Source organism: Rahnella aceris, assembly GCF_011684115.1.
Lineage (GTDB): Bacteria > Pseudomonadota > Gammaproteobacteria > Enterobacterales > Enterobacteriaceae > Rahnella > Rahnella aceris.
Map to the genome: position 1 here is coordinate 2,559,415 of NZ_JAADJV010000001.1, position 25,736 is coordinate 2,585,150.

At 52.6% G+C, this 25,736-nt stretch carries 25 protein-coding genes; 12 read left to right on the forward strand and 13 right to left on the reverse strand.

Features of this window, described 5'->3' with window-relative positions; all coding sequences use genetic code 11:
- Nucleotides 1–131: 131 nt before the first annotated feature.
- Complete coding sequence (locus GW591_RS11690) at nt 132–1,496, forward strand: MFS transporter (protein ID WP_013576650.1); 1,365 nt, start codon at nt 132–134, stop codon at nt 1,494–1,496.
- A 169-nt stretch (nt 1,497–1,665) separates the two neighbouring features.
- Nucleotides 1,666–2,964 (forward strand): Gfo/Idh/MocA family protein, encoded by a 1,299-nt coding sequence (locus GW591_RS11695; protein WP_013576651.1) that lies wholly within the window; start codon nt 1,666–1,668, stop codon nt 2,962–2,964.
- 58 nt (nt 2,965–3,022) lie between these two features.
- Here the strand turns inward: GW591_RS11695 and GW591_RS11700 are convergent, their stop codons facing one another.
- On the reverse strand, nt 3,023–3,514 hold the full coding sequence (locus GW591_RS11700) for a YajQ family cyclic di-GMP-binding protein (RefSeq protein WP_013576652.1): 492 nt from the start codon (nt 3,512–3,514) through the stop codon (nt 3,023–3,025).
- Between the two features lie 240 nt (nt 3,515–3,754).
- Here GW591_RS11700 and panE point away from each other — a divergent pair, with 240 nt between their 5' ends.
- On the forward strand, nt 3,755–4,666 hold the full coding sequence (gene panE / locus GW591_RS11705) for a 2-dehydropantoate 2-reductase (RefSeq protein ID WP_037036811.1): 912 nt from the start codon (nt 3,755–3,757) through the stop codon (nt 4,664–4,666).
- Nucleotides 4,629–5,237, forward strand: a complete 609-nt coding sequence (yajL, locus tag GW591_RS11710) for a protein deglycase YajL (protein ID WP_119261889.1) — start codon at nt 4,629–4,631, stop codon at nt 5,235–5,237. The genes panE and yajL overlap by 38 nt, the downstream gene beginning before the upstream one ends.
- 66 nt (nt 5,238–5,303) lie before the next feature.
- Here the strand turns inward: yajL and thiI are convergent, their stop codons facing one another.
- A complete protein-coding gene (gene thiI / locus GW591_RS11715; RefSeq protein ID WP_037036809.1) occupies nt 5,304–6,752 on the reverse strand; it encodes a tRNA uracil 4-sulfurtransferase ThiI in 1,449 nt (482 codons plus the stop codon).
- Between the two features lie 276 nt (nt 6,753–7,028).
- On the opposite strand from thiI, the gene xseB reads away from it, so the two are divergent.
- The 4 genes from xseB (at nt 7,029) to GW591_RS11735 (ending at nt 11,214) form a co-directional block, all read left to right on the forward strand.
- The gene (xseB, locus tag GW591_RS11720; protein ID WP_013576657.1) at nt 7,029–7,271 is read left to right on the forward strand and encodes an exodeoxyribonuclease VII small subunit; all 243 of its coding nucleotides are present in this window, start codon (nt 7,029–7,031) and stop codon (nt 7,269–7,271) included.
- 5 nt (nt 7,272–7,276) lie between these two features.
- Nucleotides 7,277–8,206, forward strand: a complete 930-nt coding sequence (gene ispA / locus GW591_RS11725) for a (2E,6E)-farnesyl diphosphate synthase (protein ID WP_037036807.1) — start codon at nt 7,277–7,279, stop codon at nt 8,204–8,206.
- Nucleotides 8,207–8,224: 18 nt separating this feature from the next.
- Nucleotides 8,225–10,087: a 1-deoxy-D-xylulose-5-phosphate synthase gene (gene dxs / locus GW591_RS11730; RefSeq protein ID WP_166860615.1), complete on the forward strand. Its 1,863-nt coding sequence runs from the start codon at nt 8,225–8,227 to the stop codon at nt 10,085–10,087.
- 152 nt (nt 10,088–10,239) lie between these two features.
- Nucleotides 10,240–11,214: an aldo/keto reductase gene (locus GW591_RS11735; protein ID WP_013576660.1), complete on the forward strand. Its 975-nt coding sequence runs from the start codon at nt 10,240–10,242 to the stop codon at nt 11,212–11,214.
- A gap of 69 nt (nt 11,215–11,283) precedes the next feature.
- Here the strand turns inward: GW591_RS11735 and pgpA are convergent, their stop codons facing one another.
- From pgpA to nrdR, 6 genes are all read right to left on the reverse strand, one after another.
- Entirely contained in the window at nt 11,284–11,778 is a 495-nt protein-coding gene (gene pgpA / locus GW591_RS11740; protein WP_015690311.1) for a phosphatidylglycerophosphatase A, read from the reverse strand.
- A gap of 62 nt (nt 11,779–11,840) precedes the next feature.
- Nucleotides 11,841–12,827, reverse strand: coding sequence for a thiamine-phosphate kinase (thiL, locus tag GW591_RS11745; protein ID WP_013576662.1), 987 nt, complete (start codon nt 12,825–12,827; stop codon nt 11,841–11,843).
- A 165-nt stretch (nt 12,828–12,992) separates the two neighbouring features.
- Nucleotides 12,993–13,406: a transcription antitermination factor NusB gene (gene nusB, locus GW591_RS11750; protein ID WP_013576663.1), complete on the reverse strand. Its 414-nt coding sequence runs from the start codon at nt 13,404–13,406 to the stop codon at nt 12,993–12,995.
- 20 nt (nt 13,407–13,426) lie between these two features.
- Nucleotides 13,427–13,897 carry a 6,7-dimethyl-8-ribityllumazine synthase gene (gene ribH, locus GW591_RS11755; protein ID WP_013576664.1) on the reverse strand — a complete coding sequence of 157 codons (471 nt, stop codon included), beginning with the start codon at nt 13,895–13,897 and terminating at the stop codon, nt 13,427–13,429.
- A 123-nt stretch (nt 13,898–14,020) separates the two neighbouring features.
- A complete protein-coding gene (gene ribD / locus GW591_RS11760; protein WP_166860617.1) occupies nt 14,021–15,157 on the reverse strand; it encodes a bifunctional diaminohydroxyphosphoribosylaminopyrimidine deaminase/5-amino-6-(5-phosphoribosylamino)uracil reductase RibD in 1,137 nt (378 codons plus the stop codon).
- Between the two features lie 9 nt (nt 15,158–15,166).
- Nucleotides 15,167–15,616, reverse strand: coding sequence for a transcriptional regulator NrdR (nrdR, locus tag GW591_RS11765; RefSeq protein WP_013576666.1), 450 nt, complete (start codon nt 15,614–15,616; stop codon nt 15,167–15,169).
- A 160-nt stretch (nt 15,617–15,776) separates the two neighbouring features.
- On the opposite strand from nrdR, the gene GW591_RS11770 reads away from it, so the two are divergent.
- Nucleotides 15,777–16,340 carry a DUF3251 domain-containing protein gene (locus GW591_RS11770; protein WP_013576667.1) on the forward strand — a complete coding sequence of 188 codons (564 nt, stop codon included), beginning with the start codon at nt 15,777–15,779 and terminating at the stop codon, nt 16,338–16,340.
- 81 nt (nt 16,341–16,421) lie between these two features.
- Here GW591_RS11770 and secF read toward each other — a convergent pair whose 3' ends face one another.
- The 5 genes from secF to queA form a co-directional block, all read right to left on the reverse strand.
- Nucleotides 16,422–17,333 (reverse strand): protein translocase subunit SecF, encoded by a 912-nt coding sequence (gene secF / locus GW591_RS11775; protein ID WP_049804364.1) that lies wholly within the window; start codon nt 17,331–17,333, stop codon nt 16,422–16,424.
- Between the two features lie 73 nt (nt 17,334–17,406).
- The gene (gene secD, locus GW591_RS11780) at nt 17,407–19,254 is read right to left on the reverse strand and encodes a protein translocase subunit SecD (protein WP_015690312.1); all 1,848 of its coding nucleotides are present in this window, start codon (nt 19,252–19,254) and stop codon (nt 17,407–17,409) included.
- Nucleotides 19,255–19,281: 27 nt separating this feature from the next.
- Nucleotides 19,282–19,614, reverse strand: coding sequence for a preprotein translocase subunit YajC (gene yajC, locus GW591_RS11785; protein WP_013576670.1), 333 nt, complete (start codon nt 19,612–19,614; stop codon nt 19,282–19,284).
- Nucleotides 19,615–19,775: 161 nt separating this feature from the next.
- Nucleotides 19,776–20,900: a tRNA guanosine(34) transglycosylase Tgt gene (gene tgt / locus GW591_RS11790; protein ID WP_013576671.1), complete on the reverse strand. Its 1,125-nt coding sequence runs from the start codon at nt 20,898–20,900 to the stop codon at nt 19,776–19,778.
- 114 nt (nt 20,901–21,014) lie between these two features.
- A complete protein-coding gene (queA, locus tag GW591_RS11795) occupies nt 21,015–22,085 on the reverse strand; it encodes a tRNA preQ1(34) S-adenosylmethionine ribosyltransferase-isomerase QueA (protein WP_112198140.1) in 1,071 nt (356 codons plus the stop codon).
- A gap of 134 nt (nt 22,086–22,219) precedes the next feature.
- Between queA and GW591_RS11800 the strand changes: the two genes are divergently transcribed.
- From GW591_RS11800 to ggt, 3 genes are all read left to right on the forward strand, one after another.
- Nucleotides 22,220–22,801 carry an ACP phosphodiesterase gene (locus GW591_RS11800; RefSeq protein ID WP_013576673.1) on the forward strand — a complete coding sequence of 194 codons (582 nt, stop codon included), beginning with the start codon at nt 22,220–22,222 and terminating at the stop codon, nt 22,799–22,801.
- A gap of 224 nt (nt 22,802–23,025) precedes the next feature.
- Complete coding sequence (locus GW591_RS11805) at nt 23,026–23,628, forward strand: peroxiredoxin C (protein WP_013576674.1); 603 nt, start codon at nt 23,026–23,028, stop codon at nt 23,626–23,628.
- 257 nt (nt 23,629–23,885) lie between these two features.
- Complete coding sequence (gene ggt / locus GW591_RS11810; RefSeq protein WP_166860619.1) at nt 23,886–25,637, forward strand: gamma-glutamyltransferase; 1,752 nt, start codon at nt 23,886–23,888, stop codon at nt 25,635–25,637.
- Nucleotides 25,638–25,736 lie beyond the last annotated feature (99 nt).

The window sequence follows — 25,736 nt, forward strand, 5'->3', positions numbered from 1 at the left end:
CCAGTAGCAATACTGGCCTTTTCTTTTTCTCAGTCTGACAGGCAAACATCGTAATATCTGCTAAAGATCCATCGTTTTACCCAGGCCGGCTTAATCATTAAAATGTCGGATTGTTATTTTGAGGTAGTAATGTGAACGATAACCAGATGACCCCGCAGGAAAGTCGGGCTACATGGGGACTAGGGACAGTATTTTCTTTGCGCATGCTCGGCATGTTCATGGTTCTGCCGGTGCTGACCACCTACGGCATGAAATTATCCGGCGCCAGCGAAACACTGATCGGCATCGCCATCGGCATTTACGGCCTGGCACAGGCTGTTTTCCAGATCCCATTCGGACTGCTTTCTGACCGCGTTGGCCGCAAGCCACTGATCGTCTTTGGTCTGGTCATCTTCTGCATCGGCAGCATTGTGGCTGCTTCCACCGAATCTATCTGGGGCGTGATCATTGGTCGTGCCCTGCAAGGCTCTGGCGCGATTGCTGCCGCCGTGATGGCCCTGCTGTCTGACCTGACCCGTGAGCAAAACCGCACCAAAGCGATGGCGTTTATCGGCATCAGTTTCGGTATTACCTTTGCGATTGCGATGGTGCTCGGCCCGATCATCACCCACGCCTGGGGTTTACACGCCCTGTTCTGGGCGATCGCAGTACTGACCGTTCTCGGCATCATCATTACCGTGGCCGTGGTGCCCTCCCCTGCTACGCACATTCTTAATCGCGAATCGAGCATGGTAAAAGGCAGCTTCGGCAAAGTGATGGGCAACGCCAAACTGCTGAAACTGAACTTCGGCATTCTGTGTCTTCACGTGTTACTGATGTCGAGCTTCGTGGTGTTACCGCAAGTGATGGAACATGCGGGCTTCCCGCCGAGTGAACACTGGCGGGTGTATCTGATCACCATGCTGACGTCTTTCGTCGCTGTCATTCCGGTGATTGTCTACGCTGAGAAAAAGCGCCACATGAAACAGGTGTTCATGGGTTGCGTGGTTGTGTTGCTGCTGGCTGAAATCGTACTGTGGGCCGCGGGGCTACATTTATGGGCGGTCATCGCCGGTATCCAACTGTTCTTCCTGGCCTTCAACGTGATGGAAGCGATTCTGCCTTCGCTTATCAGTAAAGAATCACCCGCGGGCTACAAAGGCACGGCGATGGGGCTTTATTCCACCAGCCAGTTCATCGGCGTGGCGATTGGCGGCAGCTTAGGCGGTTATGTTTACGGACACGTCGGGGCCGGTGCCGTATTCCTGGTTTGTGCGGCCATTGCCGTCGTCTGGTTGCTGGTCAGTTCTACCATGACCGAACCCCCGTATGTCAGCAGCCTGCGTATTACGCTGTCTGAACTGGCGGTGAAAGATTCTGCCCTGCAGGCACGGATCCTCGCACAACCGGGCGTGGCCGAAGCCGTTGTCGTTCCGGAAGAATTCAGCGCCTACGTAAAAGTCGACACCAAACAGACCAACCGTAAAGCGCTCGAACAACTGGTCAGCGCTGCCTGACGCCTTCTGACATAAGTAATCAGCTGTGTCTGGAAACTGGCACAGCGTTTCATTTTTATCCCCACTGCGTGACACCCTTCACTTAAAAAATTCCCTCAATCGTTATCCTCAAGAATTCCTTAACAAAATTTTGTCAGTGATGACGGCTCTCGGGCCTTTTGGGGATCTCATGAAAACATATGCTCTCGTTGGCACCGGCGGACGCTCAGGTTTATACATTGAAGCGATCACCGGTAAATACCGCCACAACGCAAAATTTGTGGCCTTCTGTGATACAAATCAGACGCGAATGGATTATGCGAACCGCCAGCTTGAGCAGAGCGGCATCGCACGGGTATCTACCTGGAAATCTGCTGATTTCAATACGATGCTCGACGAAACCAAACCGGATATCGTGATTGTCACCAGCATGGATCGCACACATGACGATTATATCGTCCGCGCCCTGCATGCCGGTTGTGACGTCATTACTGAAAAGCCGATGACCATCGATGAACAGCGCGCGCTGCGCATTCTGGATGCCGTCGATGCAACTGGCTATCAGGTGCGTGTGGCGTTCAATTACCGCTACGCGCCGCATCACAGCAAAATGCGTGAACTGCTGATGCAGGAAACCATCGGTGAAGTACTTTCGGTACACTTTGAATGGCTGCTGAATACCGAACACGGGGCTGATTATTTTCGTCGCTGGCACCGTGAAAAACGCAATTCCGGCGGCCTGCTGGTGCACAAATCGACCCACCATTTTGACCTGATGAACTTCTGGCTCAACAGCACGCCGGAGAAAGTTTATGCGCAGGGCGACCTGCGTTTTTACGGTAAAGAGAATGCAGAAAAGCGTGGCGTGACAGAGTTTTATCCGCGTACACATGGCTATCCGCAGGCACAGAATGATCCGTTTGCACTGCATATGGGCGATAACGCCCAGCTCAAAGCGCTGTATCTGGATGCGGAACATGAAGATAACTATTTCCGTGACCAGAGTGTCTTCAGTGACGGCATCAGCATTGAAGATACGTTGTCGGTGCTGGTGAAATATCAAAACAAAGTACAGCTAACCTATTCGCTCAATGCGTATCTGCCGTGGGAGGGTTTGAACGTGGTGTTCAACGGCACCAAAGGCCGCATTGAAATGAAAATCGTCGAGATGTCGTACGTCAACGCAGGCGGAAAACGCGAGAACGAAGGCAGCATTGAGAAAGCAGAAATTACTGTTTATCCGTTATTTGCCGAACCCTGGAAGGCGGAGTTCCAGATGGGAGAAGGCGGCCATGGCGGCGGTGATAATGCCATGCTGGAAGACCTGTTCGGCGAGCGCAAAGACGACCCCTTAAAACGCGCCGCCGATCACCGCGCCGGCGCGATGTCGATCCTGACAGGAATTGCCGGAAATCTCTCGATGCAGTACGACAAACCGATTTACTTTAAAGACTTCGAACTGGTGAAAAGGCTGCGCCAGCGGAAGTAATCGCCATAAAAAAGGGGACGCAATGCGTCCCTTTAAAATAACCGTAGTACGAAGGCTATCAGTCGCGGAAATTCTTAAACTGGAACGGCTGTCCCAGATCACCGTTGCGGATCAATGCCATTACGGCCTGCAAATCATCACGCGCTTTGCCGGTAACACGGACTTCGTCGCCCTGAACCTGTGCCTGCACTTTAATTTTACTGTCTTTGATCAGCTTGACGATTTTCTTCGCCAGGGCGGATTCAATGCCGGAATGCAGTTTGGCATCAACGCTGTAGGTTTTACCGCTGTGCTCCATCTGCTCAGGAATTTCCAGCGCCCCGCCTTCAATGCCACGTTTGGCTAACTTCTCACGCAGAATATCGACCAGCTGATTTACCTGAAAATCTGATTCGCTGGCCACTTTGATACTCTCGTTTTTTTCATTGAGATCGAAGCTGGCAGGAATGTTGCGGAAATCCCAGCGGGTTTGCAGTTCACGGCTGGCATTTTCCACGGCATTGCGCACTTCCTGCATGTCGATTTCGGAAACAATGTCAAAAGACGGCATAATCGCTTCTCCCTGTAGTTTTTGTGTTGCACGTTATATGGCGTGCATAATACCGCCTTCAACCCCCGATGCCAAACGACAGCAAAGTACCGGACATAAAATGCTCAGAGGGTCAAAAAGTGCAGGTGAAAATGTGATCTACAGCACAAATGTCTATACTAATAAGATAACCGGACAGCAGAATATTCTTTCAACAAACTATTTCATGGCCCTGTTTCGCCACAATTCCCGGGAGGCACAATGAAAATAACAGTATTGGGTTGCGGTGCGCTGGGACAACTTTGGCTTTCGGCCCTCTATCAGCAAGGCCACGACGTTCAGGGCTGGATCCGCATTGCGCAGCCATTTTGTGCCGTTAACGTTATTTCGCCGGAAGGCATTGCTTTTAATCGCAATATGCCTACTAACGACCCGGAACATCTGGCACAAAGCGAATTACTGCTGGTCACGTTGAAAGCGTGGCAGGTTTCCGGCGCAATAAGCACGCTGATGCCGATGCTTAATGATAATTGCGCGATATTACTGCTGCATAATGGCATGGGCACTGTTGATGAATTACCCCCTAACCGTCTGGCGATTTTGCAGGGCGCAACGACCCATGCGGCGCGTCATGAAGGCAACGCAATTGTCCATGTGGCTGCCGGAGCGACGCACATCGGTCCGGTGACTCCGCGCGGTGCGGCGCTGAGTTCACTGGCGGATACGCTGCATAATGCCTTACCGGACGTGGCCTGGCATGACAACATCAAGCCGTCGCTGTGGAATAAGCTGGCGGTGAACTGCGTGATTAATCCGCTGACAGCTTTGTATGATTGCACCAACGGCGACCTGCTGGCGTATGCCGATCAGATTGAGCAAATCAGTCAGGAGGTCGCGCAGGTGATGGCGATTGAAGGCGTCGAAATTCACAGAGAATCTTTGCTCAGCTTCGTCTATCAGGTGATTGAATCCACCTCCGCTAACCATTCGTCGATGCTGCAGGATATCCGCAATCAACGTCATACCGAAATCGATTACATTACCGGCTATGTCCTGCGCCGCGGGCGTAAGTTCGGCCTGACCCTGCCGGTTAATAACCGCTTATTTGAACAGATTAAGAGAAAGGAAAACGATTATGAGCGCGTCAGTTCTGGTCTGCCTGGCACCTGGTAGCGAAGAAATAGAAGCCGTTACCGCAATTGACTTGCTGGTACGGGCGGGCATTAACGTCACGACAGCCAGTGTCGCAGGCGATGGCAACCTGGAAATCCGCTGCTCGCGCGGCGTGCGTATTCTGGCCGATGTCGCACTGGTAGATGTTGCAGATGATGAGCATGACGTGATCGTTCTGCCCGGTGGCCTCGGTGGCGCAACCTGTTTCAGCGAAAGCCCGCTGCTGGTAGAGAAAGTGCGCCAGATGCATGTCAGCGGTAAAATTGTTGCGGCTATCTGCGCCGCACCTGCGCTGGTGCTGGAGTATCACGATTTATTCCCGGTCGGGAATATGACCGGTTTTCCGGGCTTAAAGGATAAGATTGACCCGAATAAATGGTCCGATCGTCGGGTGATTTTCGATCCGCGTGTTAATCTTCTGACCAGTCAGGGGCCGGGCACGTCAATGGAATTTGCCCTGAAAATTATCGATCTGTTGCTGGGCAAAGCCAAAGCAGCGGAAATTGCCGCGCAACTGGTTCTGGCTCCGGGGATTTATAACTACACCGATGAAGGTACCCGGGAGTCGTGATCCGATTACCGCCAGTAAAAAGGGGCTCAGCGATGCTGAACCCCTTTTTTACATCCGGAATATCGTTTACGGACGATAGACTTTCACGTTGTTAAAGCCCTGTTCTTTCAGATACAGCGCCTGTAAACGACTCATCACGCCACGGTCGCAATACAACAGATAGGTTTTGTTCTGATCCAGATCGCCAAACTGAGTGGCCAGTTTGTAGAACGCCAGCGGCTTCACTTCAACGTTTTCCAGTGCCAGCGGCTGGGCTTCCACTTCATCCGGTGCCCGGACATCCAGAACGACGTCTGTTGACACGAACTCAGCCACAGTTTCCACTTCCGGTACCACTTCCGCCGCCTGTGTAGCAATTTCGCGAATATCGACATTGCGCGCTTCGCTGACTACTTTATCCAGCACCTCAAAATCGAACATCGCTTCTTCGGCTTCGATTTTTGCTTTCACCGCTTTCACCGTCGGGCTTTTCGAAATCACACCGCAGTATTCCGGCATGGTTTTCGCAAAATCTTCCGTACCGATTTCACGGGCAATCTTGATGATGTGCTCTTTATCGTGAGAAATCAGCGGACGCAAAATAAGCGTGTCAGAAACATTGTCGATTAAACGCAAATTGGTCAGCGTCTGGCTGGAAACCTGCCCCAGCGCTTCACCGGTGACCAGTGCCTGCACGCCATAGCGCTCAGCAATGGAAGACGCCGCACGCACCATCATACGTTTCAGGACAACGCCCATCTGGCCGTCTTCAACTTTTTCGAGGATTTCACCGACGACCGGTTCGAAATCAACCGCGATAAAACGCACCCGGTGCGAGCTGCCGAAACGGTTCCACAAATAATGCGCCACCTGTTTCACACCGATTTCATGCGCTGCGCCGCCGAGATTAAAGAAGCAATAATGCACACGACAGCCGCGACGCATCAGCATATAACTGGATACACCGGAGTCGAAACCACCAGAAATCAGTGACAGCACATCTTCCTGCGTGCCAATCGGGTAACCGCCCTGACCCTCGAGGCGGCTTTTCACCAGCACCAGCTTATCGTCGTTAATTTCCAGTTTCACCGTGACCTGCGGATCTTTCAGGCTGACCTTCGCTGATTCAATGTGCTGATTCAGGCCACCGCCGACATAGCGTTCAACCTCGGTAGACGTAAAATCATGTTTACCACGACGTTTAACACGCACACAGAAAGTTTTGCCTGCCACTTCATCACGGTAAGCTTCCAGCGCTTGCTCGAAGATGTTGTGGACATCGGTGTAAGGACGGTCTTCAACTTCTTCAACATAACGGATACCTGGAATGCGGCAGAGCAATTCCTGAATCAGGTCGTGTTTGCTTTCGTCTTTACTGCGAACTTCGATATGATCCCAGTGGCGGACCACCGCCAGCGTCTCATCATGCGGTCGCACGATATTGCGAATGCTGCTAGAGAGGATCTTAATGAAGCGCAAACGCACAGATTGGCTCTTGATGGTGATTTCAGGGAACAATTTAATGATAAACTTCATGGCAGTCTTTTGTTAGCAGGTGAAAAAACGGGGTAGTAAGTCGCTGAATAAGGATCTAGGATCCTATTATTGCTAAGCCAAATGTTCATTTTGTGTCACATTGGGCTTAGCAATAATATCTGCGGCGCAGAGTATATCACTTAAAATGGGTACTCTGTGCACAAAACCCTGCAGCAGATGTCATGCTGGACAGGAATGTCTCTTGAGGCTGAGCGCTGACTCTGCCGCCTCAGTACTTCGATCATCCATTCTGATCAACGATATTAAAAGAGAATTATGCCAAAAAAATCTGCACCACCTGCCAATTTTGAAACGGCTCTGGCCGAACTGGAACAGATCGTTTCCCGCCTCGAATCAGGCGAGTTGCCTTTAGAAGACGCACTCAACGAATTTGAGCAAGGCGTCCAGCTGGCGCGTCAGGGGCAGCAAAAGCTGCAACAGGCAGAACAGCGCGTTCAAATCCTGCTCGACAGCGACAACGACGCTCCGCTGACCCCGTTCACCCCGGAAGCCGAGTAACTGTCATGTCTGAAGCGATCTCCCTTTCCAGCGCTGACGGATTTACGCATGAACTGCGCGCAATGCAACAGCGTGTCGATCAGGTATTAACAGCCTATATCAGCGCACTGCCGCTGGCCGACTTACCGCTGGTTGAAGCCATGCGTTACGGTGCGTTGCTGGGCGGTAAACGTCTGCGTCCGTATCTGGTTTACGCCAGCGGCCAGTTGTTCAGTCTGGATCTGAAAAATCTCGATGCGCCTGCGGCTGCCGTGGAATGCATCCATGCGTATTCGCTGATACACGATGATTTACCGGCCATGGACGACGACGATTTGCGTCGTGGTCAACCGACCTGCCACATTAAATTTGGCGAAGCCAATGCGATTCTGGCGGGCGATGCTCTGCAAACACTGGCATTTTCGATTCTGGCTGACAGTGAAATGCCGGATGTTGCGGTAAAAGATCGTCTGGCGATGATTTCTGAACTGGCCCTCGCCAGCGGATCCAGCGGGATGTGTGGCGGTCAGGCCCTGGATTTAGCCGCTGAAGGTCAGCAGGTTGACCTCGACGCACTGGAACAAATTCATCGCCATAAAACCGGTGCGCTGATCCGCGCCGCCGTACGCATGGGCGCGCTGGCTGCCGGTGAAACCGGACGTGCTGTTTTACCGATACTGGATAACTACGCGCAGGCTATTGGTTTAGCATTTCAGGTTCAGGACGATATCCTGGACGTGGTTGGCGATACCGCTACGCTCGGCAAACGCCAGGGCGCTGACCAGCAACTCGGAAAAAGTACCTATCCTGCCCTGTTGGGGCTGGACGGCGCAAAGGCTAAGGCCATGGATCTGTATCAGGAAGCCGTTTCCGCACTGGATCAGTTGGCGGCACTTTCTTACAACACAGCGCCACTTCTCGCGTTAGCCAGCTTTATCATTGAACGCGATAATTAAACTTACTATGAGCAACTGATGAGCCTTGAATTAGCCAAATACCCGACACTGGCGCTGGCGGAGAATCCTGAAGATCTCCGTTCACTTCCTAAAGAGAGCTTGCCTAAGCTCTGCGATGAGCTGCGCCAATATTTATTGGCCAGCGTCAGTCAGTCCAGCGGACACTTTGCGTCCGGTCTGGGGACGGTTGAACTGACCGTGGCGATGCATTATGTCTATAACACGCCGTTCGACCACGTTGTCTGGGATGTCGGCCATCAGGCCTATCCGCACAAAATTCTGACCGGTCGCCGTGATCGTATTTCCACCATTCGTCAGAAAGGCGGTCTGCACCCGTTCCCCTGGCGTGGTGAAAGCGAATACGACACCTTATCCGTTGGTCACTCATCGACCTCCATCAGCGCAGGCCTCGGCATGGCGGTGGCTGCTGAACGTGAAGGCAAAGGTCGTCGTACCGTTTGTGTAATTGGCGATGGCGCGATCACCGCAGGTATGGCGTTTGAAGCGATGAACCATGCAGGCGACATCAAACCTGACATGCTGGTTATCCTCAACGACAATGAGATGTCGATTTCCGAAAACGTCGGCGCGCTGAATAATCATCTGGCACAGTTGCTCTCCGGCAAGCTGTATTCGCGTCTGCGTGAAGGCGGCAAGAAAGTCCTGTCTGGCCTGCCACCGATTAAAGAACTGGTGCGCCGTACCGAAGAACATCTGAAAGGCATGATGGTGCCGGGCACGCTGTTTGAAGAGCTGGGCTTTAACTATATCGGGCCGGTCGATGGTCACGACGTGGTGGCGCTGGCGCAAACGCTGAAAAACATGCGTGACCTGAAAGGCCCGCAGCTACTGCATATCATGACGAAAAAAGGCAAAGGCTACGCCCCAGCCGAAAAAGATCCGATCAGCTTCCATGCCGTGCCTAAATTCGATCCGGCTTCCGGCACGTTGCCGAAAAGCAAAGAAGGTCTGCCAACCTATTCGAAGATTTTCGGCGACTGGTTGTGCGAAACCGCGGCCAAAGACAGCAAGCTGATGGCTGTCACGCCAGCGATGCGTGAAGGATCCGGTATGGTGCGTTTCTCGCGTGAATACCCGCAGCAGTATTTCGACGTGGCCATTGCCGAACAGCATGCGGTCACCTTTGCGGCAGGCCTTGCGATTGGCGGATACAAGCCGATTGTGGCGATCTACTCGACGTTTCTGCAACGCGCCTATGATCAGGTGATCCACGATGTGGCGATCCAGAATCTTCCGGTACTGTTTGCTATCGACCGCGGTGGTATCGTCGGAGCGGATGGTCAGACACATCAGGGCGCGTTCGATCTCTCCTTCCTGCGCTGCATCCCAAACATGACCATCATGACGCCGAGCGACGAAAACGAATGTCGTCAGATGCTGCACACCGGTTATCACCATAACAGCGGGCCGGTTGCCGTGCGTTATCCACGTGGTAATGGTACCGGCGCCACCAGTGAACCGCTGGCTTCACTGCCAATCGGTAAAGGCGTCGTGCGTCGTGAAGGCGAGAAAGTTGCGATTCTTAACTTCGGTACATTGTTGCCTGAAGCGCTGGCCGCAGCGGAAAAACGCAACGCGACCGTCGTGGATATGCGCTTTGTGAAACCACTCGATGAAGCACTGATTCAGGCACTGGCGTCAAGCCATGAAGTGCTGGTCACACTGGAAGAAAACGCCATCATGGGGGGGGCGGGCAGTGGCGTGAATGAACTGCTGATGTCCAGACGTATTCTGGTGCCGGTGCTGAATATCGGTCTGGCGGACAGTTTTGTGCCACAAGGCACGCAGGACGAAATTCGTCACGATTTAGGACTGGATGCCGAAGGCATTGACCGTCAGATAACCGACTGGCTGGCCTGATTCCCCTCCCCTCTTTCTACCTGAAAGAGGGGATTTTCCTCTCCATTTTCCCCTTCAGTCACACGAGCTCCCCCTGCTTTAAGCTACAGTTATAGCGTGCTAATCATTTTCAATGATTTTCTGTTATCACTTCATGATTACCAGGAGATGTCATGCAATACACCACATTAGGAAAAACCGGACTAAAAGTATCGAAACTGTGTCTCGGTTGTATGACTTTTGGCGAACCAGATCGCGGCACTCATGCGTGGACGTTACCGGAAGAGAGCAGTCGCCCGATCATCCAGCAGGCCCTGGATGCCGGCATTAACTTCTTTGACACCGCCAACAGCTATTCCGACGGTAGCAGCGAGGAAATCGTTGGCCGCGCCCTGAAGGATTTCGCCAGACGCGATGAGATTGTCGTGGCGACCAAAGTGTACAACGCCGTCACCGGCTTAAAACCGGGGCTTTCACGGGCTTCGATTATGCAATCCATCGATGACAGCCTGCGCCGTCTCGGCATGGAGTATGTCGACCTGCTGCAAATCCATCGCTGGGATTACGAAACACCCATTGAAGAAACCCTTGAAGCGCTGAATGACGTCGTCAAAGCCGGTAAGGCGCGATTTATCGGCGCGTCATCGATGCACGCGCATCAATTCAAACACGCGCTGGATGTCTCTGCGCAAAACGGCTGGGCGAGTTTTGTGTCGATGCAGGATCAGTACAATCTGATCCAGCGTGAAGAAGAAAACGAGATGTACCCGCTGTGTCTGGAAAAGAACATTGCAGTATTGCCGTGGAGTCCGCTGGCTCGCGGCAAACTGACGCGTCCGTGGGGAGAAACCACCGTACGTTCAGTTTCCGATAATTTTGCCAAAACGCTGTATGACGCCACCGATGAAGCTGATGGTAAAATTGCTGAACGTGTCGGGAAAATAGCGGAAGATCACGGCGTGCCACGCGCACAGATCGCACTGGCGTGGATCCTGAGTAAACACGTCGTGACCGCGCCAATTATCGGCGCTTCGCGCCCCGCTCATCTGGAAGATGCCATTGCCGCGCTGGAGGTGAAACTTTCGATTGAAGAGATCGCCGAGCTGGAAATGGCTTATGTGCCGCATCAGGCGACCGGCTTTCAGTAATATAAACGTGTAAAAAAAGCGTTGTCAGGGAAAACCCGGCAACGCTTTTTTATTACTATCTGAAACGGATCAAAACAGGCCCAGCGGCCAGTGATGTCCGACCAGATAGATAATGGCCGCGCCAAGCACACCGGCGACCACATCATCGATCATGATACCCATTCCGCCCTGCACGTTGCGGTCAAACCAGCGGATCGGCCACGGCTTCCAGATATCCAGCACGCGGAAAACGATAAAGCCAATCAATACCCAGCGCCAGTCGTTGACCGGGATCGCCATCAGGGTGATCCACATGCCAACAAATTCATCCCATACAATACTGCCGTGGTCATGAACCCGCATGTCGCGCGCGGTCTGTCGGCAAAGATAAACCCCGATACAAATACTGAACATGACGATCATGGAATACACTTGCCACGGCAGGTAGGTCATGACAATCCAAAACGGGATCGCAGCGATGGAGCCCGCAGTGCCCGGACCAACAGGGAATAAACCGCTGCCAAAACCGGTCGCCAGTAAATGCCACGGATTACGCAAATCAAGACGCTTTTTAGCCGCAGCCATGTCCTGAACCGGATCACCGGTTTTTCCCTTGTACCCCGCCGGGCGTTTTTTACGGCCAATATTCACAACAATTCCTCTCCGGCAAAGTGGTCAAAACCTTGCCATTCAAGTTCTACCGGTACGCCAGAACGCATAAACTTAATACCTTCTGAAAGCGGCGCAATCTGGCCAACACAGGTAAAGTTGACACCCAGATGGCTCAGTGCCACATCCAGCGCACCGCGGTTAATTTCCGGCACAGTGAAGCAAAGTTCATAATCTTCGCCTCCGGTCAGCGCCCATTTCAGCGCCTGCTCAGGATCGGCAACTTTATTCAATGCAACCGATAATGGGATCGCATCAAGATCGAGCCGCGCGCCACATTCACTGGCAGTCAGTATATGTTTAAGATCCGACATCAACCCGTCAGAAAGATCGATAGCAGATGTTGCTAAATCGCGCAGCGCCTGCCCTTGCAGAACGCGTGGCGAAGGCCGCAGATGGCGTTTGAGCAGAAATTCGCGGTTATCGGTATCAGTCACATTCAGCTGTTCCAGCAGAATAGCGAGCCCCGCAGCACTGTCACCGAGGGTACCGGTGACGAAGATCCAGTCACCAATGCCTGCACCGGAACGGGTTAATGCACGCCCCACAGGCACCAGCCCCTGAATGGTTAACGTCATGCTCAGCGGGCCACGCGTAGTGTCGCCGCCAATCAACTGCATGCCGTAATAATTGAGTTGTTCAAACAGACTGTCGCTGAATGCCTGCAACCAGTCGGTGTTCACTTCCGGCAGCGTCAGGGCCAGCGAAACCCAGGCAGGATCGGCGCCCATCGCGGCCAGATCGCTCAGGTTGACCGCCAGCGCTTTATAGCCCAGGTCGGAAGGTGAAATAGTTTTTAGAAAATGGATACCTTCGACCAGCGTATCGGTACTGACTGCTAATAGCTGCTTCTCGCCAACCGTCAGTAAGGCACAATCATCACCAATGCCTAAATGCACATCCTGCCGGGCAGTTCTGAACCGGTTAAAGTAGCGAGTGATGACATCAAATTCGCCGCATGCCATAGTACATTTCCAAATCGTTAGAATGACTTAAGGCCGGAAATCCGGCCTTAAGAAGGGTGTCACACAAAGGATAAACGCAGTGACATCACCAGATTATCAACAGAGCCAGAAATCAACCGAAAATGACTGTCGCCATTTGTGAACGAGGCTGACCCTTTTTGACGATCACTTTTTACGAATATGTGGGCCTGCTTTATCCAGCACACCATTGACGAACTTATGACTGTCTTCAGCCCCAAAAGTTTTGGCCAGTTCGATAGCTTCGTTGATCGCCACTTTATAAGGAACGTCCTGGCGTTTGCTCAGCTCAAACAGAGCCAGACGCAAAATAGCTCTTTCCACCTGGCCCAGTTCATCCAACTGGCGGGACAGGTATGGCGCCATCAGTGCATCGAGTTTCTCAGCACTGTTTGCTACACCAGCCAGCAGTTCGCGGAAATAGGCAATGTCTACGTCTTTGACATCCTGCTCGGTCAGGAATTCTAATTCAACATCGGCGATGTCATTTTTCGACAACTGCCAGGAGTAAAGCGCCTGAACGGCACATTCACGGGCGCGGCGACGAGCAGCAGGTTTCACGGATTTCCCCTTAACTAGATTCAGGCCTTAATAGCCTTGATAACATTAATCATTTCAAGCGCGGTCAGTGCAGCTTCTGCACCCTTGTTACCGGCTTTTGTCCCTGCGCGTTCGATGGCTTGTTCAATGCTTTCTGTCGTCAGCACACCAAAGGCCACCGGGATTTCGCTGTTCATGGCAACGCTGGACAGGCCAGAGCTGCATTCGCCCGCTACAAATTCAAAGTGGGCAGTGCCCCCGCGGATCACGGTGCCAAGTGCAACAACCGCATCATACTTACCGCTTTCAGCCAGTGCGCGGGTTGCCAGAGGCAATTCGTATGCGCCCGGGACCCAGACTACGGTGATGTTGTCATCGCTGACCTGACCAATACGTTTCAACGCATCAACAGCGCCAGAGAGCAGGCTGTCGTTGATAAAATTGTTAAAACGAGCAATCGCGATCGCTACGCGCGCGTTAGGCGTGGCTACAACACCTTCGATAACGTTCATAGTTTTCCTTAAAGTGGGTTCAGGAGTTTCTCAACCCCAGCCGCAGGGGGGCGGATTCTATCATAAAATTACCCTGTCTGGACATGCGCTTTTAAAGTCATTCCGCAGGGAGGAGTAAAATTCTCAATACACCGGTTTCAGGCGCAAACGTAAGTCAGAGCCGACCTGACGGATATCATTGAAAACAAATTCAGGGGCATCCGCCAAATGCTGCAATCCTGGCAGTTCACACAGTGCGCGGCCATTATCGCCCAATAACTTAGGCGCCATATAAACGATTAATTCATCAACCAGACCGGCTTGTAATAAGGCACCGGCCAGTTGTGCACCGGCTTCCACCCAGATGGAATTTATCTGCCGTTTCGCCAGTTGCATCATCAGCAGAACCAGATCAATACGGTTGTCGCGCCCGGCCACACGCCATTGCTCGACGGATCCCGGCCAGACTTGCGTGTCAGCTTCCAGCCGCGCCAGCCAGACTTCACCGGGTAAATTCACCACCTGATGCTGTGGCGTCACGCGATTCTGACTGTCGAGAATAACCCGCAGCGGTTGACGCAGATTTTCCTCGGGATAAATCGCCTGCACCTCACTGCCCAGTTCGCTCCAGCGTACATTCAGCGAGGGATTGTCCGCGAGAACAGTGGCACTGGTGCTCAGAATCGCCGAGCTTTCAGCGCGAAAACGCTGAACATCAGCACGGGCGGCAGCCGAGGTGATCCACTGGCTTTCGCCCGAGGCCATCGCAGTTCTGCCATCTAAAGACGCGCCCATTTTGAGCTGAACATACGGGAAACCGGTCCGCATTCGTTTCAGGAACCCCAGATTCACGGCTTCAGCCTGCGGATGCATCAGCCCGTGACTGACATCCACGCCGTTTTGTTTGAGGCGGTATAAACCACGCCCCGCGACTTCCGGGTTAGGATCCTGCATCGCGGCGACAACACGGGCAACACCTGCTGCCAGTAATGCATCGGCACACGGCGGCGTGCGACCATGATGACTGCACGGCTCCAGCGTCACGTAGGCTGTAGCCCCTTTCGCTTTCTCACCTGCCATGCGTAATGCGTGGACTTCAGCATGTGGTTCGCCGGCACGCAAATGATAGCCCTCACCGACGATTTCGCCATTTAAGACAATGACACAACCGACGTTGGGATTAGGTGTCGTGGTGAAACACCCGCGACGCGCCAGCTCGAAAGCCCGCGCCATGTAGTGTTCATCGGTAGGGTTTTCGGCAACTTGTTGGTCAGGCGACATCAGCTTTCCTTAATCCTGAAGACGGGCGATTTCTTCACCAAACTCACGAATATCTTCGAAACTGCGATACACCGATGCAAAGCGGATATAGGCGACTTTATCCAGCCCTTTCAGGGCGTCCATTACCAGATTGCCGATCATTTTGGCTGGAATTTCACGCTCACCGGTCGCGCGCAATTGCGACTTAATGTGGCTGATGGCCGTTTCGACGTCATCGGAACTGACCGGGCGTTTTTCCAGTGCTTTCAGAAAGCCACTGCGAAGTTTGTCTTCGTTGAACGGTTCACGAACTTCATTGCTTTTAATGACGCGAGGCATCACCAGTTCCGCCACTTCAAACGTGGTGAAACGTTCATGGCACACCAGACACTGACGGCGACGGCGAACCTGCGATCCATCGCCTACCAGACGGGAATCGATGACTTTAGTATCAACAGCGGCACAAAATGGGCAATGCATAGCACTTCCTGATCGCGAACTCAATTGGACATTAGTTTAACCCGAAGTTTGCCTACAACAAAGGCTGTCGCTACTTTCATCGACATCGGGTTAAACTTAACTATCAATATTGGTGCCCGGACGGAATGTTTCAACGGGCAGATGAAAGGAAGTCTCTGATATGACAAAACACCCACGCCTTTTGCTGGTCTGCGCCGCATTGTTCAGCCTGACGGGTTGCGCGACGCAAAATTCACAAATCCCGGAGCTGAAAACAGAAGTCGGTCAGCTCAATCAAAAACTGCAACACCTGACGGATCTGGCCATCGCGCTGGAGCAGCAAACCACGCTCAACCGCCAGTCAAATAATGGTGTCTATTTGTTACCTGCAGCCAAAAGTGCCGCCTTGCTGAAAAGTAATATTGGTGAATTAAGTGTGCAGTTGATCCGCGTCGCCCCGGATGCCAGCGGCGTACAGGCCGTGCTGGAAATCAAAAACACTGCGGGCCAGCCATTGCCGCCGTTTACGGCTTCCCTGAGCTGGGGGCAGCTCGACCCGGTCACGGGCAAACCGCTGACTGTTGATATGCAAACCCAGACCATTAGCGTCGAGCCAGATCTCTTGCCAGGCCCGGTGAAAACGGTCGATGTGAAATTTAATCAGGTCACTGTCGAAACTCTGGGATTTGTTCACCTGCATAATATTGTGGCGACACCGCAGGCACAGCCCGTCGTTACCAGGTAAAGACAACGAGTTGCAGATGAAAAAAAACCCCGCATTGCGGGGTTTTTGTTTTCTTTTCCGAACGGGACAACCATCGGCAACTTACGGAAGAATGGAAGGCTGATCAGCGCCCTCTTTTTCCACTTTCTGCTGCAGCATGTGTTCACGCTTCATGCCCAGTTTCAGAGCCAGCGCGGACGCCACGTAGATGGACGAAACCGTACCAATCGACACACCAATCAGCATGGTCAGTGAGAAGCCTTCCAGCAACGCACCGCCAAAGATATAGAGCATCAGTACCACCATCAGCGTGGTCGCTGAAGTCATAATGGTACGGCTTAACGTCTGGGTCAGGGACACGTTCATGATTTCGTAAGAGTTCCCGCGACGAATTTTGCGGAAGTTTTCACGAATACGGTCCGATACCACGATGGAGTCATTCAGCGAGTAGCCGATAACTGACATCAGGGACGCGATGATGGTCAGATCAATTTCGATCCTGAACAGTGACAATACGCCCATGGTGATGATCACGTCGTGCGCCAGTGCGATTACCGCCCCCAGCGCCAGTCGCCATTCAAAACGGAAACCGACGTAAATCAGGATACAGATCAACGCCATCAGCAGGGCCATGCCACCAGCCTGCGCCAGATCACTCCCCACGCTCGGGCCGACAAACTCGACACGTTTCACGGTCGCGTCTTTATCGATATCCGCGTTCACCAGGCTAAGGACTTTATTTCCCAGTTCCTGACCGGCATTACCCGATACAGGTGGAAGACGAACCATCACATCACGGCTGCTACCGAAGTTCTGAACCACAGGATCCTTGAATCCTGCTTTTTCCAGATCGGCACGCATTACGTCCAGGTTAGCGGGCTGGCTAAGGCTGATTTCAATGACGGTACCGCCGGTGAAATCCAGACCCCAGTTGAACCCGCGAACACCCATAATCGCAACGGATGCGATAAACAACAGGCCTGAAATACAGAAGGCCACGTTGTCCCAGCGCATAAAGTCGATGACTTTACGGCCGTAGTTCAGTTGTTCAACAGTATATGGTTGTTGCTGTGCCACAACGCACTCCTCAGATAGACAGCTTTTTAATGCGTTTGCCGCCGTAAACCAGGTTCACGATGGCACGGGTCCCCACGATCGACGTAAACATCGAGGTTGCCACACCGATAGCGGTGGTGATAGCAAAGCCTTTAATCGAACCGGTACCCACTGCATAAAGAATAATTGCCGTGATCAGGGTCGTAATGTTGGCATCAACGATACTTGAGAACGCGCCTTTATAGCCTTCATGAATCGCCTGCTGAACGGAACGTCCGTTCTTCAGCTCTTCTTTGATACGTTCGTTTATCAGTACGTTGGCGTCGACGGCCACCGCCAGCGTCAGGACGATACCGGCAATACCCGGCATGGTCAGCGTCGCACCAGGCAGCAGAGACATGATCCCGACAATCAGGATCAGGTTAGCAACCAGCGCTGTCGTAGCGATAATGCCGAACTTACGGTACCAAACTACCATGAACAGAATGGATGCCACCAGACCCCACAAGCACGCTTCCAGACCCTGAGTGATGTTTTGCATCCCTAAGGTCGGGCCGATAGTACGCTCTTCAACTATCTGAATTGGCGCGATCAACGCACCGGCACGCAACAGAAGGGACAACTGGCGGGCTTCATTCGGATCGTTCACCCCGGTGATACGGAAGCTGTTACCCAGGCGTGACTGAATGGTCGCCACGTTGATAACTTCTTCCTGCTTCGCCAGAATCGCACGGCCATTGGCATCTTTCTTACCGCTGTCTTTGTACTCCACGAACAAGGTTGCCATCGGTTTACCGATGTTATCCTTAGTGAAGTTAGACATGGCGTTACCACCAGCGCTGTCGAGAGAGATGTTAACCTGCGGCTGATTGTACTCATCCATGCTGGATGTGGAATCAGTGATGTGGTCACCGGTCAGGATCACGCGTTTGTACAGAACAACCGGACGGCCATCACGCATGTTTTTGACTTCGCTGTCGCCCGGCACACGACCGGTTGAAGCTGCAGAAGCATCTACATTGGTGTTAACCAGACGGAATTCCAGTGTCGCGGTCGCGCCCAAAATTTCTTTAGCGCGCGCAGTATCCTGAATACCCGGTAACTCAACCACGATACGGTCAGCACCCTGGCGCTGTACCAGAGGCTCGGCCACACCCAGTTGGTTTACACGGTTACGCAGGATGGTGATGTTTTGCTGAACGGCATACTCGCGGGCTTCACTCAGGCGAGCATCAGTCATCACTACACGGATAGCATTGTCGCCACTGTTAGTGATCACTAAATCGCGGTGACGTGGGCTCAGGTAGCTGACCGCAGAATCACGGGTAGCAGCATCGCGGAAACGCACTTCAACGCCATAGTTGTCGAGCTTACGCACCGTGGCATAAGGAATATTCTTGTCGCGCAGGTCGCTGCGCATGTTGTCCATCGTCTGCTCTTGCAGCTTACTCAGCGCGGTATCCATATCCACTTCCATCAGGAAGTGAACACCCCCACGCAAGTCGAGGCCCAGCTTCATCGGCTCAGCGCCCAGCATGCTCAACCAGCGCGGCGTTGCCGGCGCGAGGTTCAGTGCAATAACAAACTTGTCGCCCAACGCTTCAGTCAGCGCTTCACGTGCACGAAGCTGTACATCCGTGTCATTAAAACGGGCAAGAATAGCGCCATTCTCCAGAGCAACTGATTTGATCTGGATTTTGCTTTGATCTAATACGTTACGGACTTGGTCCAGCGTTGCTTCACTGGCGTCGGAACCCCGAGCACCAGTGATTTGAACAGCCGGATCCTCACCATAAAGGTTGGGAAGTGCATAAAGCAGCCCGACGATGACCACAACGATCAACATCAGATACTTCCACGCAGGATAACGGTTTAACACGGCAGTTCCCTTCGGGAAAATCGAAAATTAGATAGACTTCATCGTGCCTTTTGGCAGAACTGCTGCCACGAAGTCACGTTTGATCATCACTTCGTTAGTGTCGTTCAGTGCGATAACCACATAACCGGTTTCGGCTACTTTGGTTACGCGACCAATCAGGCCACCCGTGGTCATGACTTCGTCACCTTTACCGATAGAGTCCATCAGTTTTTTGTGTTCTTTAGAACGTTTCTGCTGCGGGCGCAGGATCATGAAATAGAAAATCAGACCAAAAACCACCAGCATGATAACCAGAGAGTAAGGACTTCCCTGTGACGGTGCGCCGGTCGCTGCGACTGCATCGGAAATGAAAAGACTCATTTAAATTCCCTCATTGTTGTTGTGAAGCAAATTGATGTAAAACAAACCGAGAATCCGACCCGGAGTCTGCGATGAAACGTCTCGCACAATACCCCATAATGCCGGTCCAAGAAATTATAAAATCGGCACCCTCTTTCGAAGATGCCGACACGAGAAAGAAATCAGAAGTTTAAAGGCGGAACAGGCTTGCCTTTACGCTCGTAGAAGTCTGTCACAAACGCTTCTAATTTACCCTCTTCGATAGCCTGGCGTAAACCGGCCATCAGACGCTGGTAATAGCGCAGATTATGGATCGTGTTTAGCCGCGCACCGAGAATTTCGTTGCAACGGTCAAGATGATGCAAGTAGGCACGGCTATAATTGCGACATGTGTAACAATCACAATGTTCATCCAGCGTCGACGTATCATCTTTATGCTTGGCATTACGGATTTTTACGATGCCGTCAGTGACAAACAGGTGACCGTTACGCGCGTTACGCGTTGGCATCACGCAGTCAAACATATCGATACCGCGACGCACGCCTTCAACCAGATCTTCCGGTTTACCGACACCCATCAGATAGCGAGGTTTGTCTTCCGGAATTTGCGGACAAACGTGCTCCAGAATACGGTGCATGTCTTCCTTCGGCTCGCCCACTGCCAGGCCGCCCACAGCGTAACCATCAAAGCCGATATCTACCAGCCCTTTTAATGATACATCTCGTAAATCTTCGTAAACGCTGCCCTGAATAATCCCGAACAAAGCATTCTTATTATTCAACTCGTTGAAGCGATCGCGACTGCGTTTTGCCCAACGCAAAGACATCTCCATCGAGCGTTTTGCATAATCCCAGTCAGCAGGATATGGCGTACATTCATCGAAGATCATTACGATGTCGGAACCCAGATCGTTTTGGATTTCCATGGATTTTTCCGGACTAAGGAACACCGGGTCACCGTTGATCGGGTTACGGAAATGCACACCCTCTTCTTTGATTTTACGCATCGCGCCCAGGCTGAACACCTGGAAGCCACCTGAATCGGTGAGGATCGGGCCATGCCAGTTCATAAAATCATGCAGATCGCCATGCAGTTTCATGATTTCCTGCCCCGGACGCAGCCACAGGTGGAAAGTGTTGCCCAGCAAAATCTGTGCACCTGTGTCTTTGACTTCTTCCGGGGTCATGCCTTTTACGGTGCCGTAAGTGCCCACTGGCATAAATGCCGGGGTTTCGACCACGCCACGTTCAAAGATCAGACGCCCGCGACGTGCGCGGCCATCGGTCGTGCTTAATTCGTACTTCACATTGCCTCCAGCATCAGAGAAACAGTCTGATGAGGTTAAATCCGTGGCATGACGCCCGGAAGAGAAAGCCCGGATGCACCGGGTGCGACCAGGCCGGTAATTATTAACTCAAGGTTACTGGCCGACCACTTCCTGCGGCGCCAGCGGGTTACGGTTGATGAACATCGCATCACCATAACTGAAGAAACGGTACTGCTCAGCCACCGCCTGATGGTAAGCATTCATGGTATTTTTATACCCGGCAAACGCCGACACCAGCATGATCAGCGTCGATTCCGGCAGATGGAAATTCGTGATCAGGGAATCAATTACCTGATAGTGATAGCCCGGATAAATGAAAATCTTGGTATCGCCGAAGAATGGCGCAATCAGTGCATCTTCACTGGCCTTCGCTGCACTTTCCAGCGAACGCACAGAGGTTGTTCCCACGGCCACCACGTTATTGCCACGCGCTTTGCAGGCCAGCACCGCATCCACAACGTCCTGAGGCACTTCGGCATACTCAGCATGCATGATGTGGTCTTCAATGGTGTCCACACGAACCGGCTGGAAGGTGCCTGCCCCCACATGCAGCGTCACAAAAGCGAACTCCACGCCTTTGGCTTTCAAAGCATCCATCAGCGGCTCATCGAAATGCAAGCCAGCGGTGGGCGCAGCTACCGCACCCGGGCGTTCGCTGTAGACGGTCTGATACAGTTCACGGTCGGCATCTTCATCAGGACGGTCAATATACGGCGGCAGCGGCATATGGCCGATTTCGTTGAGCAGAGTAAAGACATCACGATCTTCATTAAATTCCAGCTCAAACAACGTATCGTGGCGTGCCACCATCGTTGCTTTAATATCTTCTTTATCACCGAGCAGCAGTTCTGCGCCCGGTTTTGGCGATTTGGACGCACGCACATGGGCCAGAACGCGGTGTGAATCCAGCACGCGCTCAACCAGCACTTCAATTTTACCGCCGCTGACCTTGCGGCCAAACACACGAGCCGGGATCACGCGGGTATTGTTAAATACCAGCAAATCGCCGGGATGAATTTTATCGAGAATATCAGTGAACACGCCGTGCGTTAACTCACCGCTTGGCCCGTCCAGAGACAACAAACGACAGCCGCTGCGCTGGGTCTGCGGATAGCGGGCAATCAGGGATTCAGGGAGTTCAAAAGAAAAATCGGCCACACGCATGGTTTTTCACTTCACTTAACGACAAAAACAGGCGGCTTAGTCTAGTGGGACGGGGCATCCCCTGCAAGCTTCTGCGCGAATAAAGGCATCCGCTGCCCTGTCGGAGATCAACTTTCCTGCGTTATACTTCGCGAATGAATTTTTTAGCCCACCTCCATCTGGCCTCACTGGCCAAAAGTTCACTGACCGGAAATCTGCTGGCAGACTTCGTTCGCGGCAATCCTGACGGTCAGTTCTCTGATGAGATCGTCAGCGGCATCCGCATGCACCGCCGCGTGGATGTCATGACCGATTCACTGCCGGAAGTGAAAATTGCCCGCAGTTATTTCCGTGAAGATTTTCGCCGCGTCGCACCGATAACGCTCGATGTCGTCTGGGATCACTTCCTTTCCCGTCACTGGGCCAGCATTCATCCGCAGCAATCACTGGAAGATTTTCTTGACGGCTGTCAGCAGGAAATTGAACCTCAGTTACCTGAAATGCCGGAACGTTTCCAAAATCTGAACGCTTATCTCTGGCCTGAACGCTGGATGGAACGTTACGCGGTGCTGCCTTTTATTGGCGACGTATTGCGCGGTATGGCTAACCGGCGGCCAAAACTTGCCGCCCTGACCGGCTCTTTCCATGATATCGAACTCAATTACGACGCCCTCGAGCAACTGTTCTGGCAGTTTTATCCTGTGATGATGCAACAGGCGAGAGACCGGCAAATCTGACAAATACCCTTCATTTTGTGGATTACCCCGCAATTCTCTGCAAGACAAAAAGTAGTTGTTAAAAAGTTTGAGACTTACTTCAAAGACTGATAGCCGGATGCTATCTGATTGATTGGTGCGATGGGGTTTATTCACCCGAAGGTTGCCCCTATACTGGCAGTCGTTTTGTTCACCCTTTCCTTCTCACCTACGACGCCCGGAAGGGTTTCATAAGGAGTAATAATATGGTTCTGGTAACTCGTCCAGCCCCTGACTTCACCGCAGCAGCAGTACTGGGCAGCGGCGAAGTAGTTGAAAACTTCAACTTCAAAAAACACACTGCAGGCAAACCTACTGTTATCTTCTTCTGGCCAATGGACTTCACTTTCGTCTGTCCTTCTGAACTGATCGCTTTCGATCACCGTTACGAAGAATTCCAGAATCGTGGCGTAGAAGTGGTAGGCGTCTCCTTCGATTCCGAGTTCGTTCACAACGCATGGCGTAACACCCCTGTAGAGAAAGGCGGCATCGGTCCTGTTAAGTACGCGATGGTTGCTGACATCAAACGCGAAATCCAGAAAGCCTACGGTATCGAACATCCGGACGCTGGCGTTGCACTGCGCGGCTCTTTCCTGATCGACAAAGAAGGCGTTGTTCGTCACCAGGTCGTTAACGATCTGCCACTGGGTCGTAACATCGACGAAATGCTGCGTATGGTTGACGCGCTGCAATTCCACGAAGAGCACGGCGAAGTGTGCCCGGCTCAGTGGGAAAAAGGCAAAAAAGGCATGGGCGCATCCCCGGATGGCGTGGCTAAATATTTGTCTGAAAACGCATCAAACCTGTAATCCTTTAGCGGATTTCACGGTCAATAACGGTCAGCCTCGCTGGCCGTTTTTTTTTGCCTGCTATCCGGCACGATCACATTTTCCCGCCTTCCCTTCCCGCTCCCGGTCATTTACGTCTACGCTGAAAAATAGTCTGACCGTCTCATTATGGCGTGCCGTTTGCATAAAGAGTGTCAGACTGAAAAAACAAAAAAGCGTTATCACACAATAACCTGAAGGTTATGACTCAAAAGACAGGGTAATAGACAGGAGCCCCTATGTTACGGAAATCACTCATCGCGCTGGCCATGCTGACCAGCCTGCCGTTGTACGCCGCATCGAATCCCGCGGTGGAAGCCAAAAATGGCATGGTCGTCACCTCGCAATATCTGGCGTCTCAGGTCGGCGTCGATATTCTGAAAATGGGCGGCAACGCCATCGATGCTGCCGTGGCTGTCGGCTACGCGCAGGCCGTCGTCAACCCATGCTGTGGCAATATCGGTGGCGGAGGCTTCATGACGGTGCATCTTGCCGACGGTAAAGACACCTTCATCAACTTCCGCGAAACCGCCCCAGCCGCCGCCAGTGCCAATATGTATCTGGATGCCGACGGCAACGTGAAGAAAGGGGCCAGTCTGTATGGCTATCTCGCCGCAGGCGTGCCAGGTACGGTATTGGGCATGGATACCGTGCAGAAAGAATACGGCAAACTGACGCGCCAGCAGGTAATGGCGCCGGCGATTAAACTCGCCCGTCAGGGATTTGTACTGACCCGTGCTGATACCGATATTCTTGATACCACCGTCAAACGCTTCAAAGAAGATCCCGAAGCCGCGCGCATTTTCCTGCGCAAAGACGGCAGCCCGCTGCAACCCGGCGACAAACTGGTACAAACCGATTTAGCCAACACGCTGGAGTCCATATCGAAACATGGCCCGGATGCGTTCTACAAAGGCAAAATCCCGGCAGCGGTCGAAGCGGCCTCTAAAAAAGGTGGCGGCATCCTGACCGCAGCGGATTTCGCGAATTATAAAGTCACCGAAGACGCCCCGATCGCCTGCAGCTATCGCGGTTATAAATTTGTCTCAGCGCCACCGCCAAGCTCCGGCGGTGTCACGATGTGTGAAATCCTTAACATCGTTGAAGGCTATGACCTGAAGAGCATGGGCTTCAATTCAGCGGCATCGATTCACGTCCTCACCGAAGCCATGCGCCATGCGTATATGGACCGCAATACCTATCTCGGCGATCCGGAATTCGTGAAAAACCCGATCGACCGGCTGGTCAGTAAAAGCTATGCCGAAGAAATCCGTAAGAAAATAGAAGCGGACAAAGCCACGCCGTCCACTGCCGTTCAGCCGGGTATGGAACCGCACGAGAAACCGGAAACCACGCATTATTCCATCGTCGATAAAATGGGTAACGCGGTGTCCACCACCTACACAGTGAATGGCCGCTTTGGTTCTGTCGTGATTGCACCGGGCACCGGTTTCTTCCTGAATGATGAAATGGATGACTTCACCACCAAAGTCGGCGAGAAAAACCTGTACGGTCTGGTGCAGGGAACCAAAAATGCCATCGCCCCCGGTAAGCGCCCACTATCCTCTATGAGCCCGAGTCTGGTGACCAAAGACGGTAAAATTTTCATGGTTCTGGGATCGCCTGGCGGTTCGCGCATCATCACCATTACCCTGCAGGCGGCGCTGAATGTCATCGATTATGGCATGGCACCACAGGAAGCCGTGGATGCGCCACGTATTCATCATCAGTGGTTGCCGGATGAAGTGTATTACGAGCAGCGCGGCGTTTCTCAGGACAGCCTGAATATCCTGCAGAAGATGGGTTACAGAATGGTGGAACAGACGCCATGGGGTGCGACAGAGCTGATTATGGTGGGGTTACCGGGTGCGGCCGGTGTGACATCAGCAAACTCAGGTAATGACTCGGCGGTGTCAGGCAAGGTTCGCGAAGGTTATCTGTATGGCGCGAATGATGTGCGACGTCCCGCAGGAGCCGCCATCGGTTATTAACTGGCATCCTTCAAGCTATCTCTGCATTGGCTGCCTTCATTCACCCCGATCACTTACCTGTAGTAAAAAGCCCCCGATATCATCTGATATCGGGGGCGT

What these genes read in the sequence shown, in the direction of transcription:
- GW591_RS11695 (WP_013576651.1), top strand. Translation starts at nt 1,666, where the DNA reads ATGAAAACATATGCTCTCGTTGGCACCGGCGGACGCTCAGGTTTATAC.
- GW591_RS11700 (WP_013576652.1), bottom strand. Translation starts at nt 3,514, where the DNA reads ATGCCGTCTTTTGACATTGTTTCCGAAATCGACATGCAGGAAGTGCGC.
- panE (WP_037036811.1), top strand. Translation starts at nt 3,755, where the DNA reads ATGAAAATAACAGTATTGGGTTGCGGTGCGCTGGGACAACTTTGGCTT.
- yajL (WP_119261889.1), top strand. Translation starts at nt 4,629, where the DNA reads ATGAGCGCGTCAGTTCTGGTCTGCCTGGCACCTGGTAGCGAAGAAATA.
- thiI (WP_037036809.1), bottom strand. Translation starts at nt 6,752, where the DNA reads ATGAAGTTTATCATTAAATTGTTCCCTGAAATCACCATCAAGAGCCAA.
- xseB (WP_013576657.1), top strand. Translation starts at nt 7,029, where the DNA reads ATGCCAAAAAAATCTGCACCACCTGCCAATTTTGAAACGGCTCTGGCC.
- ispA (WP_037036807.1), top strand. Translation starts at nt 7,277, where the DNA reads ATGTCTGAAGCGATCTCCCTTTCCAGCGCTGACGGATTTACGCATGAA.
- dxs (WP_166860615.1), top strand. Translation starts at nt 8,225, where the DNA reads ATGAGCCTTGAATTAGCCAAATACCCGACACTGGCGCTGGCGGAGAAT.
- GW591_RS11735 (WP_013576660.1), top strand. Translation starts at nt 10,240, where the DNA reads ATGCAATACACCACATTAGGAAAAACCGGACTAAAAGTATCGAAACTG.
- pgpA (WP_015690311.1), bottom strand. Translation starts at nt 11,778, where the DNA reads ATGGCTGCGGCTAAAAAGCGTCTTGATTTGCGTAATCCGTGGCATTTA.
- thiL (WP_013576662.1), bottom strand. Translation starts at nt 12,827, where the DNA reads ATGGCATGCGGCGAATTTGATGTCATCACTCGCTACTTTAACCGGTTC.
- ribH (WP_013576664.1), bottom strand. Translation starts at nt 13,897, where the DNA reads ATGAACGTTATCGAAGGTGTTGTAGCCACGCCTAACGCGCGCGTAGCG.
- ribD (WP_166860617.1), bottom strand. Translation starts at nt 15,157, where the DNA reads ATGTCGCCTGACCAACAAGTTGCCGAAAACCCTACCGATGAACACTAC.
- nrdR (WP_013576666.1), bottom strand. Translation starts at nt 15,616, where the DNA reads ATGCATTGCCCATTTTGTGCCGCTGTTGATACTAAAGTCATCGATTCC.
- GW591_RS11770 (WP_013576667.1), top strand. Translation starts at nt 15,777, where the DNA reads ATGACAAAACACCCACGCCTTTTGCTGGTCTGCGCCGCATTGTTCAGC.
- secF (WP_049804364.1), bottom strand. Translation starts at nt 17,333, where the DNA reads ATGCGCTGGGACAACGTGGCCTTCTGTATTTCAGGCCTGTTGTTTATC.
- yajC (WP_013576670.1), bottom strand. Translation starts at nt 19,614, where the DNA reads ATGAGTCTTTTCATTTCCGATGCAGTCGCAGCGACCGGCGCACCGTCA.
- queA (WP_112198140.1), bottom strand. Translation starts at nt 22,085, where the DNA reads ATGCGTGTGGCCGATTTTTCTTTTGAACTCCCTGAATCCCTGATTGCC.
- GW591_RS11800 (WP_013576673.1), top strand. Translation starts at nt 22,220, where the DNA reads ATGAATTTTTTAGCCCACCTCCATCTGGCCTCACTGGCCAAAAGTTCA.
- GW591_RS11805 (WP_013576674.1), top strand. Translation starts at nt 23,026, where the DNA reads ATGGTTCTGGTAACTCGTCCAGCCCCTGACTTCACCGCAGCAGCAGTA.
- ggt (WP_166860619.1), top strand. Translation starts at nt 23,886, where the DNA reads ATGTTACGGAAATCACTCATCGCGCTGGCCATGCTGACCAGCCTGCCG.